This window comes from Actinocrispum sp. NPDC049592, assembly GCF_040675465.1.
Taxonomy (GTDB): domain Bacteria; phylum Actinomycetota; class Actinomycetes; order Mycobacteriales; family Pseudonocardiaceae; genus Kibdelosporangium.
The window spans coordinates 1-11773 of record NZ_JBFAPA010000031.1; the positions used below are offsets into that span (position 1 = coordinate 1).

Genomic DNA, 11773 nt, shown 5'->3' on the forward strand with positions numbered 1-11773 from the left:
CCGGCAACGGCAAGGGCCAGATCTTCGTCAAGGGCAAGGTCATCAAGACCGTGCCCGAGCACCAGATCGTGGAGACGCTGATCGAGGAGGCCATGAGAATCGCCGAGGAGGAAGGTGACCCGGCTCCAGGACGTTGAGATCTCCATGCCACCGCCCACGATCGACGATGCGCTACCCGCTGCGGCCCACGCATTCCGCATCCGCAGAGCACCAAGGGATGGCGTGTGCCACATCAACGACGCGCGCAGCCGCGTCATCTTGATGTCCTGTGCCAGTTCGGCAAAGCGGTGCCGTCGGCGCGCCGCGGCAGGGCATGATCACACTGGGATGCCTTGATACCCGCCGTCGGTCATCACCGGTCGCCCGGCCTGCACATCGGCGATGCCGGAATCGCGATAGACAGTGCGGCCGTTGCGGTTGCCCGGATGCGAGGTCACCGGTGGCGATCACCAACCGGGTGCCGTCGACGGTCGCGACCTGTTCGATGCGGCGCTGACCAGGCTGCAACCCCGTGAACGGGGCAATCCACTCCGACCGGGACGCCGGGATCACCTGCACCCAACCATGAACCGACATCACACCGACTCGCCAGTCACTTTGAGCAGATCGCATACGGTCACATGCGACATGCAGTCAAATGTAAAAGTTTCGAAACTGGGCGACCCTAATCAACAAAATGCCACCTGATGTCAGAGAGGCGACCAAGCGGTGCCCCGGCAAGCTCAGAAAATGCGCTCGGACTGAAATCCAAATCCCTCACGTTACATCCGGCGCACCGGTCGACGACCATGACGGTGGTGCTCTTTCCATTGGAGTTGTTGGTTACGGCGACATGCTTGCCGCAGGGGGTCGCGCCGCCGTCGGTCACGCCGGGGGCGACGGTGACCTCATAGGCGGTCAGCGGGCTGGGGACGGGGCTGGTGGCGGCAGCAAAGCCACAGGCACCCAGACCGAGGTCATACAACTGCGCTTCGACTGGAACCAGTGGGTCGCTTGTGCCCGTGCCTGTTGTCTCCGCTGACGCGGCGGGCACAGTCAGCGTGAGCGCCGCTGCGGCGACCACGGACAGTACAGCGAGACGGGAGAGCCGACGGGCAGACCTAAAGGACAGCATCAGCATGATGATCTCCAAAATTTGTTGCCACATGCCCCGGTTCGCCTGACACGAACGAGACCGGCTGCGGAACTACTACGGTCACCACAAGCCGACGCAGAGTGATCTACCTCACGCACTTTAGGCCGATTGGCCTAGTCCGGCAAGCCCTTCGTTGCGCCAGTCAGAACACGTCGAGAACGTCTGCGGCAAAGAGTGAGTATGTGGACACGAAGAGTAGTTGCCTTGTGTCGTGATACGTCTCTGATCGATGGTTCAGTGTGACGCGCGCTCATGCCGTTGCGTGCGTGTGGACGCAAGGATCCGGCGTAATGGGATCTCGGTAGTCTGCCGTCGCACTTGCCGGAGATGGCCTGGCACCCGATCGAGGACGAGGACGATGAACCCGTTGCCGCTGAGCCGTGTCGCGTTGGTGATCCGTACCGACTTCTCCGACCAGCAGACGTGGGAAGCGATCAGGGCGGCCATCAGCGAGCCCACGCAGGAGGACTTCCGTGCTCATGTCGAGTTCGTGGACGATGACGCCTACCGTGGCCTGACCACGGAGCAACTGCTCGACCTCCTCCCGGACAGCGACACGCGCGCGTTCTTCATGGTCGTCGACGACATCACTGTCCGTGAGCCCGGCAATCCCATCCTCGTCGTCGGTCTGCGGCACGACCGCGGCCGCCTGTTCCGTGCGATTCCGGCTGCGGTGCAGTCGATCGAGAACAACCTGTCGATCTCGAACATGGACTTCGCGGAGTTCGCCGACGCCGTCGACCAGGACGGCGTCTTTCGCGGCTTCTGACCGCTGCGGTTGCTGCTGTCTGCACTACAGCCAGTCGGCGGGGTGGCGGGAATCTGGTGCCTCGCTGACAGGGAGCGGGTCGGTCGGGTGGACTGGCTTTGCCACAGGCACGGTTCGATGACGGCCCAGCGTTGTGTTCACACCGCGCACCTGTCCAGGACACCCATGCTGTGGGTCGGCGTGCTGGCCAATGTCGTGGCGCTGGCGGCAATCCCGCTGTGGGCGACGCTGGCGGACCGCCAGGGCAACACCAACTGGGTCGGTGTCGCCGCGTTCACGGCGGCCCTGTGCATGATCAACGTGATCGCCGTGGCCACCGGCCGCGAGACCTACCGCGTCCCAACCGAGCAACTCGGCGAGAAACCCGAACCCGAGCGAGCCCCGGCCATCGCCAGACCTGACCGGAATGCAGCCGGCCGCCGCGTCGAGCACACGCCGATCTGATCGCGGCAGGTGTTCAGCTGCGACGGGTTTTCTCCTCCCGCCCACGGGTCGATCAGCGGATCGATCCGTGCGGCAGGACGGCGTGCACTCCCCACGTCTCGTTGGCGACCTGGGTGATCCGGAGGTCGACGACTGGGCTGGCGAAGGCGAGCGCGGTCGGCCTGTCCAGGTCGTAGAGCTGCTGTATCCAGGTCGTCATGGTGTCCAGCGCGTCCGCCATGGCTTGGTTGAGGTCGGCGCTGAACCCGAATGTGACGCGGCCTTCCGGGGTCTGCGCGTGGATACCTGGGACCACCGGATCGGCCGACAGTGTGAGGGTCACTCCGGTTGTCATCGAGCACTCGATCGCCGTCCCGGCGACTTCGCCGTGTCCCTGCGCCGCGTGGCCGTCGCCCAGGTGCAGCATCGCGCCGGGCACCGTCACCGGCAGGAACAACGTGGATCCCCCAACGAGGTCACGGCAGTCGATGTTGCCACCGCCGATGGCCCTCGGCGGGATGGTCGAGTGTTGTCCCGGTTCGGCGGGCGGAAGGCCGACAACACCGAGAAATGGCGCGATACCGACAATGTGGCCGAGGTTGCTGGTGGCGGTGTCGCCGTCGATGTCCCACGTCAGCCACACGCCCGGACCATCGGCCACACCCAGTCTGCGGTAGAGCGCGTTGTCCCTTCTGCCCGCGGAGGTCCAGCCCCAGTCCCCGGGAGTGATCGACGTGAAGTGCACCTGCAGGACCGTGCCCGGCTCCGCTCCGCGCACCTCGATCGGGCCGGTCAGGCAGTGCCCGTGCCTCTCCGGGAACATGGTAGGGCCTTGCACCCGCCGTTCCAGGTAGCCCGCGGCGTCGAGCGAACTGACCACAATGGAATCCCCGGAGTCCACCGTCAGCACCGGCGGAGTGTCACGATCGAACACATCCACGGTGGTCTCCCGAGTCGCCGGGAGCTGGTGATCGGCCACGAGTCGTCTCCTGAGGCATGCACGTACGAAGGCCTAGTGGAGCATCGACCCGGCGGTCGGTTCCAGGCGGATGGTGGACTCGTTTTCGCCTGTCAGTGCCGAAACAACGTTTGCCATGGCCGTGCACCCGGGATGCTGATGGACGGCATTCAGGACGCGTTCACGGTCCGCGGTGTCCTCGAACCGCCGGATCCAGACGAAGCTGTCCTCCTCACCGATCACGATGAACGACCCTACGACCTGCATCCCCATCTCCTGGTGCAGCGGAATGACGGTCTCGTCCATGTAGCGGGCCAGTTCCGGGCCGCGTCCGGTGCGGGCGTGCTCGGTGCGGATCTCGTAGAACATCGGCGGTTCTCCTCGGCGGCAGCGGTCAGGACCGGGGTGTGGTGCGTGCGGCGGCAAGTGCGTAGACGTCCGGAGATCCCTCCCAAGGCGCGGTGCGCAGCACGGTCCAGTGCCGGATCAGCCAGCGTCCGCCGAGCTTGCGCAGTTTCAGCCGCCAGTAGCCGCGCATCGTGCAGTGATCGATGACTCCGAGGTCGGCAGGGACGTGGTGGTAGGCGACCATGTGCACGCGGCACTCGGCGTCCTCGCCGGACAACTGCACGACCAGGTTGGTGGCGGCGTGGTGAGTGCAGTCGAAACCATGCAGGGTCGTACGGGCGAGCTCGACGAGGTCGGCGGCAGCCAGGGTCGTCGGTGGCCTGCCGTGGTAGTGGGTCGAGAGATCCAGCGTCACCTCGTCGGCGAACAGGCGCCGCAGAGCGGCCCAGTTCCGGTCGTCCTGGGCGTGGGCGAGACCGGCGACGACATCGGCGATGGCCGCCCGATCCACCAAGTCCTCCAGCGCGCTCATTCGAGCCTCTCGGTTTCCGTCTCCCGCTGTTCGATCAGCGGCAGGATGAGGCGGCTGAGGTGGGCCGGTCCGCGATGGACTTGGTTCACGGCCACGGCCAGGTCGTCCTCGCTGTCGGTGGCGACCGTCCCGCCCGTGTTGGTGTTGCGGTCGTACCGGGGAAAGTTGCTGCTGGACACCTCGAGCCGGATCCGGTGACCGGGCAGGAAGACGTTGGCAGTCACGCACATGTCGATAGTGAGTTCGCAGACCTTCCCCGGCTCCAGGAGCGTGGGGCCGGTAAGTGACTCGCGATAGCGGACGCGCTGAATGCCTTCGCACAGCAGGATCGCCCTGCCGTCGGGATGCACGTCGACGAGTTTGCCGGTGAAATCGGTGTCCGGTGCGGAGGACGAAACGTGCAGCACCAGCGTGACGTGGCCGGTGACCTCCAAGGGACGCTCGAGCACGGCCGTGGTGAAGCACAGCACGTCGTCGCGGGTTTCGACCGGTGTCTGATCGGCCGGTCCGGGATAGGCGCCGGACGCGGCGGCAAGCACGGTGCCACCCAGGCTGGGGACTGGGAGGCGCGGGTCGTAGACGAAGGTGTCGGTCGCGTCCACCGACGGGGTATCGCGGGTCAGGACGCCGTCGCCGGTGGCGGTGTTGGCCCGGCCGCCGGTGATGAAGAAGCTGGTGTACCGGGTGTCCGGCAGCGGCCAGTCGACCTCGTCGCGCCACTGGTCGACGCCCATGACGAAGATCCGGACCCGGTGGGTGCCGTCGGCGGCCTCCGTCCGGCCGCGGACCCAGCGGTCGAAGAACAGCAGGTGTGCTTCGGTGACGCCGGCGGCCTTGATGCTGCCGGCGAGCCCGAACGACCGATCGGGATAGGTGCCGAGGTCGGTGCCGTCGGCGTGCGACCAGGGGCCGATGAGCAGCCGCTGACCGTCACGGGCCTCGGCGCTGCCACCGTGACGGCGCATCATCGTGTACGACCGCACGGTCTCGCCGATGAACACGTCGTACCAACCTCCTACGTGGAGCGCGGGGACCGTGATGCGATGACAGTGGTCGATCGCGGAGATCTCCTGCCAGAAGGCGTCTCGTTCCGGATGGTCGAGCACCTGGCCGAGCCACGGCAGGGACCGGGTCAGCGTGCGTCGGCCGGCGATCGGCAGCGGTTCTTGCAGCGACTGCGGATCGGTCAGGCTTGACATCAATGCTTCGGCGTCGGCGGGGTCACCGTGTCCGTTGGCGAGGTCGCGGCGCAGGTTGCGCAGTGCCGACAGCGTGCCCCAAGTCAGCACGGTGTCCTGCGACAACGCACCACCCGGAGAGCGCCACGGTGCCGCGTAGGGGTCGGCGGAACTCATCACCGGCGCGATCGCCCGCAGCGCCGGTTCATCGTGCGCGGCAGCCTCCCACTGCGTGAAACCCATGTACGAGCCGCCCCACATGCCGACTTCGCCGTCACACCACGGCTGGGCGGCGAGCCACGCCAGAGTGTCAAGGCTGTCCGTCTTTTCGTGATTGTGGGGCACAAAGGTTCCGGGAGAGCGGGACGTGCCACGGACATCCTGTGCCACCACCGCGTATCCGGCCTCGACGAGTGCGAAAACGTTGGGAAGCTTCGGATTGCCGTACAGTCCGGCGTCGTCCTTGCCATAAGGCGTGCGGACCAGCAACGCGGGAAACGGTCCCGGCCCGTCCGGTAGCCACACGTTGGTGGCGAGCGCGATACCGTCACGCATCGGCACCGGCACGTCCACCTCCACCGTGAATGTCATGCCCGCACCCGGTTCTCGCCGGGTGCTGTGATCATCCAGTGGCTGAACGCCGCGTAGTTGCGCGCGAACTCCTGCGGCGTGGACGCGTGTTCCACCGCCGCCGACAGGTCCGCGACGTGGGCGTACCGCGGGATCCGGTCCGCCTCGTAGGCGGCCAGTGCCGCGCGTACGTCGCCTGTCGGAGCCAGCAGGCGGCCGAGTAGCGCAGCGTCCTCAATGCCCAGTGTCGCGCCCGCGGTGATGTGCGGCGACATCGCGTGGGCCGCGTCCCCGGCAAGCGCGACGCGCGCGGAAACCCAGTGTGGCAACGGAGGCACCAGCATGATCTGGTTGTGCAGGATCATCTCCTCGGGCGTCGCGGCGATGAGTTCGGCGAGAATCGTGTTGTTCCCGTCCACTTCCAGGTGCGCGGCGCGTTCCAGGGCCTGCTGCTTCAGCGTACCGGTGAGTGCCGGAGTGTTGAATTGGTTCACCAGCCAGTAAACGCTGCCGTCGTGGGTGCGCACGTAACCACCGCGGCAGCCGTGGGCGCCCAGGATCAGCCGGTCTTCACTCAGGGGCACGCCCGGGTTCGGGATGACCGCGCGCCAGGCATGGTGACCGAGGTGTTGCTGCGCCGGGGTTCCCGGCACCAACCGGCTGCGCACCGTCGAATACGCGCCATCCGCCCCGACGAGCACGTCAGCGTTTTCCTCGCTGCCATTGGTCAACCGGACCGTGAGGTGGTCCGCATGCTCTTCGTAGTCGGCGAATCCGGTGGCGAGGCGAATGTTCTGCCTCCCGACGGCGTCGGCGAGCAGATCGTTCAGCGTCGCCCGGTGCACCAGCAGGAACCGGTGGTCCTCGACACCGAATTCGGGGGTGTCGAGCAGCCGGCCGGCCGCGTCGTGGAAGTACATCTCGCTGGGTTTTCCGATGGCACGCACCTGTTCGCCGACACCGAGGTCGTCGAACACCGTCAGCGCGTTGGCCCAGAGCCCCAGCCCCGCTCCGGCGGCGCGGATTTCCGGTGCGTGCTCGTAGATCGCGACGTCGATTCCGGCGCGGCGCAGTGCGAGCCCGCTCGTCAGGCCCACGATCCCGGCACCGATCACAACGGCCCGCATCACAGTTCACCCCCGGCGCCGCGAGGACGCACTCGGCGGTTTCGACTGTCCATCACGTACTCCTCATGTCTCCCTGTGGGTTCGACGGTAGGGACACATGCCGATTCACTCCAGTGCAACTTTGGTACATAGTCATTTCGCCTGTGATAATCGGCGGGTGGACTACGACCTGAAGCTCATCGAGGCGCTGGACGCGCTCCTCGCCGAGAACAGCGTGACGAAGGCGGCGGAGCGGCTGCACACCTCGGCACCGGCAATGAGCCGCGCCCTGGCTCGGTTGCGGCGTGCCTTCGACGACCCGCTCCTGGTGCGCGCCGGACGCGATCTCGTGCCGACGCCCCGGGCGCTGGAGCTGCGTAGTGACGTGCACGCGGTCACCGCCTTGGCGCGAGCGCTGTTCGCGCCGTCGAGCGTTGCCGATCCGCGAACCGCGGTGCGCATGTTCGACCTGCAAGTCACCGACATGCTGTCCACGACGTTCATCCCGTCGCTCATCGACGACCTGAGGGCTCAGGCGCCGGGGATCTCACTGCGGCTGCGGCCGGAGAACCTCGAGGACACCCCGGCCCTGCGCGAAGGACTCGTGGACCTGGAAATCGGGACCATCCGCGCGGGCGACCCGGCGATCCACTCGGAAACGCTCGTCACCGAGTCGCTGATCGGCGCGGTGCGGCCAGAGCATCCACTCACGAGGGTCAGGACCGTCACGCCGAAGCGGTTCGCCGCGGCCGACCACATCGTCGTATCGCGTCGAGGCCGGGCGCACGGCCCGATCGACGAACGGCTCGCCGATCTGGGCCTGAGCCGGCGCGTGCTCGCCGTGGTCCCCAGTTTCGCGAGCGCGCTGTACCTGGCCCGCGAAACCGACGTCGTCTGCGTCGCCCCGGCCAGGCTGGGACGCTCGATGCTGGACGTACTCGGGCTGCGGACGTTCCCCATTCCCTTGGCACTGCCCGACATCGCGATCGGGATGGCCTGGCATCCCCGCAACCACCACGACCGCACACACGAACTGCTGCGCGAACGCACCCGCCACATCATGGCCACCGCCGGCGGCGCCAAGGTCAAGTGACGCCTCTTCGGTTTCGGTCGTAGGTGCTGAGAATGACCCCGCGGTGCAGCTCGGTGAAGGGGGTTGTGCCACCTGGTGGGTGTTCGCCGCCGTGGGCAGGCCGGACCCGCAGTAGAGGAACTGGTCGACGCCGGCCATCGCGGTGAGTTGGCGGACCACCCGGATCAGCCTCGACCGGGCCAGCAGCGGGGTGGTCGGCTCGATCTCCACGGTCCGCCGGTAGACCTCGCGGTCCACCTCGTAGTGGTCCTTGCCGCCGAGGAACGCGTCGTACAGGCGCGCGAGGCTCGGTTTGGTGGTGTCGACACCCTGGGGGACAGCGGCACCAGTTACGCAGAGGTCCGTTCGGGTAGCCTGACAGTCATTGTTCACGAAGTGAACAGGGATCCCAGGCTCTCGAAACACCGTCCGCGGAGGCTCTCGTGACCAAATCGACCCGGTCGCCGGACGCGGACCGAGCCGACCGCGGTGACCAGGCCGACATCCAGGCCGTGAGCCGGGTCAGCCAGATCCTGTCGCTGTTCGATCCGGCGACGCCGGAGGTGACCGCGAACATGGTCGCCGAGCGGCTCGACCTCAACCGCACCACCGCGTACCGGTACTGCACGTCGCTGGTCGCGGCCGGGCTGCTGGAACGCACCGCCGAGGGCGGCTACGCGCCCGGCCGTCTGCTGGTGCAGCTGGGTGCGTTCGCCATCGGCCACCGCCGGGTCGTCAACCTCGCCCCGCGGCACATGAGAGCCCTCTCCCGCGCCACGCAGACGAGCGCGGTGCTCAGCCTCTGGGGCCTGACCGGGCCGGTGGTCTCCCGGGTCGAGGAGAACACCTCCACCATCGTGGTCGTGTCCGTGCGGGTCGGCAGCCACCTGCCGATGGACACGGCGCAGAGCAAGGTCTTCCTCGCCTACCACGCCGACCAGCTGTCGATGGAACGGCTGATGGCGAACCTGCCCGGCGCGGCCCGGGAGGAGCTGCGCGCCGAGGTCGAGCGCGTCCGCGCGGTCGGCTATTGCACGGCGATGAGCACGCCGGGCGTCGTCGCGCTGGCCGCACCGGTCTTCGATGAGGACGGCATCTGCGCCACTCTCGCGGTCGTCGGCCCGGACAACACGCTGTCGATGTCCGGCGACGCGCCCGAACTGCGCGTCGTGGTGAACACCGCGCGCGAGCTCACCCACGAGCTCGGCGGCCACTACTGGCCGGACGATCTCGGCCGCGCCCGAGAAGGCTGACCGTCAGGACAGCTTCGGGATCGTGCGGTCGTCACTCATGTCGACGTCCTTGGTCTCGGGGCCGAGGAAGCCACCGAGGCTGATCAGCGCACCGGCGAGGACGAGCAGCACGGCCGGGGCGAGGTGCGCGGGCATGATGCCGCCGAGGCGCTGCAGGTAGAACTGGTAGAACGCGGGCGCGATCAGCGCGAGGCTGTACCCGACGCCGTACCCCGTCGAGCGGATGCTGGCCGGGAACCGCTCCGTCAGGTACGCGGCGATCGGTCCGAAGGTGCCCACGGTGAACACGCCGATCGGGACGGCGAACCCGAGCGCCGTGCCCAGGCCGCCGCCGGAGATCATCAGCAGCGAGTAGCAGCCGGTCCCGATCACGAGGACCGCGATCCCGTAGCCGATGTAGAACCGCCGCCGCCCGATCCGCTGCGACAGCAGGCCGAAGAGCGGATAGGACAGCGCCGCGGCCGCGTTGATCACCAGCATGGTCAGGGTGACCTGTTTGCTCGTCAGGTGCAGGTGGGACGCCAGCTGCGCGGGTGTCACGGCGGCCTCGACGTTGGTGGTCAGCCAAGTGCCGGTCATCAGCACGAACACCTGGCCCAGTGCCCTCGGGTAGCGCCTCAGCAGCCGCACGAACGGGAGCTTGTGCTTCTCGCCGGTCAGCGCGGCCGGTGGTTCGTGCACCTGCTTGAGGTAGTAGCGGAACAGCACGGCCGCCAGCAGCGCACCGATCACGAACGGGATCCGCCAGCCCCACTGCATGTAGGCGCTGTGCAGACCGGCGGACGGCACCACCTGCAGTACCAGCAGGGTGATCGCGGCGATCATCACGTAGGCGGCGGGGGAGGTCGAGGTGATCACCGAGGCGTAGAGACCGCGTTTGTGCTTGGGGCTCCACTCCATCGCCAGCGGGATGGCGGTCGTGTACTCGCCGCCCAGGAAGATCCCGTCGATGAACCGCAGCGCGATCAGCAGGCCGATCGACCACGTGCCGATCGTCTCGTGCCCGGGCAGGCACGCGATCGCCAGCGTGACCACGCCGAAGCCGCTGACGGCCACCAGCGTGGTGCGCTTGCGCCCGACGGTGTCGGCGAAGTGGCCGAAGATGATGGCGCCGAGCGGGCGGCCGATGAGCGTCGAGGCGAACACGAGCGACGACAGCAGGGCCGTGGTGGCCGGGCTCAGGTTCGCCGCCTGGAAGTAGATCGCCGCCGGGGCCAGCACGACGATCGGCAGGTAGATGTCGAACTGGTCGACGAAGTAGGCCAGTACGCCGCCGCGCACCGCGGCGCGCACCTTCACGGGGTCCGGATGGTGCGGGGCGCTTGGACCGTCCGCGTCCAAGGCCGCCGGCTGTGGTTCCGCGATGGGGGGCGGTGTGGACATCGTCGTCCTCCCGGATGCGTTCCGAACTGTGTGTTCACGAAGTGAACGACATGTACCGTAAACGCAGGGACTTCCGAGCACAAGGGCGCACATAGGGTTGACAACGACACCTATAGTGAACTTCGACTTCACATTATGAACGAAGGGCGGCCCGATGAGTCAGCGTCCCGCCATGGCCTCCGTCCTGGACGGCCTGGTCGACATGCACGTCCACTCCGGTCCCAGCCCGTTCCCGAGGCGTTTCGACCACGTCGAGGCCGCGCAGGACGGCGCCCGGATCGGGATGCGCGCAATGGTCGCGAAGTCCCACCACCACAACACGCAGATGGACGTCCTGGCGATGAAGGGCCGCCTGGCGGACGTCGCGGCCACGGTCTACGGCGGCATCGCGCTGAACAGCACGGTCGGCGGGCTGAACCCGCACGCCGTGCGGATGTGCCTGCGCATGGGCGGCAAGGTCGTGTGGTTCCCGACGATCTCCTCGGGCAGGCACCTCGAGTGCCACCCCGAGGACGGCGCGTTCCCGACCACCACAGTCCCGCTGACCCTGGACCGCATCGACATCGTGGATCAGGCCGGGGCGCTCAGGCCCGAGGTGATCGAGATCCTCGACGAGATCAAGGAGCAGCGGGCCGTGGTCAACGGCGGCCACATGTACCCCGAGTACATCCGCACGCTGTTCCAGGCCGCGAAGGACCGCGGGATCAAGCGCATGGTCGTCAGCCATCCCGACTATGTGATCGGTGCCGAGCCGGAGCTGTGCCGTGAGCTGATCGATCTCGGCGCGTTCGTCGAGCACGAGGTCGGCATGTACGACCCCGAGGGATCGCAGAAGTGGGACCCGAGGCAGCTGATGACCTGGGTGGAGAAGCTCGGCCCCGAGCACGTCGTGCTGGCCTCCGACTTCGGCCAGGCCGCCAACCCCAAGCCGGTGGACGCGTGGCTGCGGGTCGGTGCGGCGCTGCTCGACCTCGGCCTGCCGGAGAAGGACCTGCGGCGCATGGTCCGCGACAACCCGGCCTACCTGCTCGACCTCGACGCCTGAG

Annotated in this window: 11 protein-coding genes and 4 pseudogenes; 6 read left to right on the forward strand and 9 right to left on the reverse strand. The window is 67.5% G+C overall.

Annotated elements, in window-relative coordinates; genetic code table 11:
* A pseudogene (locus AB0J95_RS49385) lies at nt 1-137 on the forward strand (4-hydroxy-3-methylbut-2-en-1-yl diphosphate synthase); the annotation flags it as partial.
* Between the two features lie 192 nt (nt 138-329).
* Here the strand turns inward: AB0J95_RS49385 and AB0J95_RS49390 are convergent.
* Together AB0J95_RS49390 and AB0J95_RS49395 are read right to left on the reverse strand one after the other, a co-directional pair.
* Nucleotides 330-558 (reverse strand): annotated as a pseudogene (locus AB0J95_RS49390) (hypothetical protein); the annotation flags it as partial.
* 106 nt (nt 559-664) lie between these two features.
* Nucleotides 665-1120 carry an RlpA-like double-psi beta-barrel domain-containing protein gene (locus tag AB0J95_RS49395; RefSeq protein ID WP_364773538.1) on the reverse strand — a complete coding sequence of 152 codons (456 nt, stop codon included), beginning with the start codon at nt 1118-1120 and terminating at the stop codon, nt 665-667.
* A 373-nt stretch (nt 1121-1493) separates the two neighbouring features.
* Between AB0J95_RS49395 and AB0J95_RS49400 the strand changes: the two genes are divergently transcribed.
* Together AB0J95_RS49400 and AB0J95_RS49405 are read left to right on the forward strand one after the other, a co-directional pair.
* Entirely contained in the window at nt 1494-1904 is a 411-nt protein-coding gene (locus tag AB0J95_RS49400) for a hypothetical protein (RefSeq protein WP_364773539.1), read from the forward strand.
* Nucleotides 1905-2039: 135 nt separating this feature from the next.
* Nucleotides 2040-2348 (forward strand): annotated as a pseudogene (locus AB0J95_RS49405) (hypothetical protein); the annotation flags it as partial.
* A 52-nt stretch (nt 2349-2400) separates the two neighbouring features.
* Here AB0J95_RS49405 and AB0J95_RS49410 read toward each other — a convergent pair.
* The 5 genes from AB0J95_RS49410 to AB0J95_RS49430 form a co-directional block, all read right to left on the reverse strand.
* Entirely contained in the window at nt 2401-3267 is an 867-nt protein-coding gene (locus AB0J95_RS49410) for an acetamidase/formamidase family protein (protein ID WP_364773540.1), read from the reverse strand.
* Between the two features lie 72 nt (nt 3268-3339).
* Nucleotides 3340-3654: an NIPSNAP family protein gene (locus AB0J95_RS49415; RefSeq protein ID WP_364773541.1), complete on the reverse strand. Its 315-nt coding sequence runs from the start codon at nt 3652-3654 to the stop codon at nt 3340-3342.
* 25 nt (nt 3655-3679) lie between these two features.
* Nucleotides 3680-4165, reverse strand: coding sequence for a nuclear transport factor 2 family protein (locus AB0J95_RS49420; RefSeq protein WP_364773542.1), 486 nt, complete (start codon nt 4163-4165; stop codon nt 3680-3682).
* Nucleotides 4162-5934, reverse strand: coding sequence for a CocE/NonD family hydrolase (locus AB0J95_RS49425; RefSeq protein WP_364773543.1), 1773 nt, complete (start codon nt 5932-5934; stop codon nt 4162-4164). Before AB0J95_RS49425 ends, AB0J95_RS49420 begins: the two co-directional genes overlap by 4 nt.
* Nucleotides 5931-7040, reverse strand: a complete 1110-nt coding sequence (locus AB0J95_RS49430) for an FAD-dependent monooxygenase (RefSeq protein ID WP_364773544.1) — start codon at nt 7038-7040, stop codon at nt 5931-5933. Before AB0J95_RS49430 ends, AB0J95_RS49425 begins: the two co-directional genes overlap by 4 nt.
* Before the next feature lie 157 nt (nt 7041-7197).
* Between AB0J95_RS49430 and AB0J95_RS49435 the strand changes: the two genes are divergently transcribed.
* Nucleotides 7198-8112, forward strand: a complete 915-nt coding sequence (locus AB0J95_RS49435) for a LysR family transcriptional regulator (protein ID WP_364773545.1) — start codon at nt 7198-7200, stop codon at nt 8110-8112.
* Between the two features lie 60 nt (nt 8113-8172).
* Here the strand turns inward: AB0J95_RS49435 and AB0J95_RS49440 are convergent.
* Nucleotides 8173-8517, reverse strand: a pseudogene (locus AB0J95_RS49440) (SAM-dependent methyltransferase); the annotation flags it as partial.
* Between the two features lie 17 nt (nt 8518-8534).
* Here AB0J95_RS49440 and AB0J95_RS49445 point away from each other — a divergent pair.
* Nucleotides 8535-9344 carry a helix-turn-helix domain-containing protein gene (locus AB0J95_RS49445; protein ID WP_364773546.1) on the forward strand — a complete coding sequence of 270 codons (810 nt, stop codon included), beginning with the start codon at nt 8535-8537 and terminating at the stop codon, nt 9342-9344.
* Between the two features lie 3 nt (nt 9345-9347).
* Here the strand turns inward: AB0J95_RS49445 and AB0J95_RS49450 are convergent, their stop codons facing one another.
* On the reverse strand, nt 9348-10727 hold the full coding sequence (locus AB0J95_RS49450) for an MFS transporter (protein ID WP_364773547.1): 1380 nt from the start codon (nt 10725-10727) through the stop codon (nt 9348-9350).
* A gap of 172 nt (nt 10728-10899) precedes the next feature.
* Here AB0J95_RS49450 and AB0J95_RS49455 point away from each other — a divergent pair, with 172 nt between their 5' ends.
* On the forward strand, nt 10900-11772 hold the full coding sequence (locus tag AB0J95_RS49455; RefSeq protein WP_364773548.1) for a DUF6282 family protein: 873 nt from the start codon (nt 10900-10902) through the stop codon (nt 11770-11772).
* Nucleotide 11773: the final 1 nt, after the last annotated feature.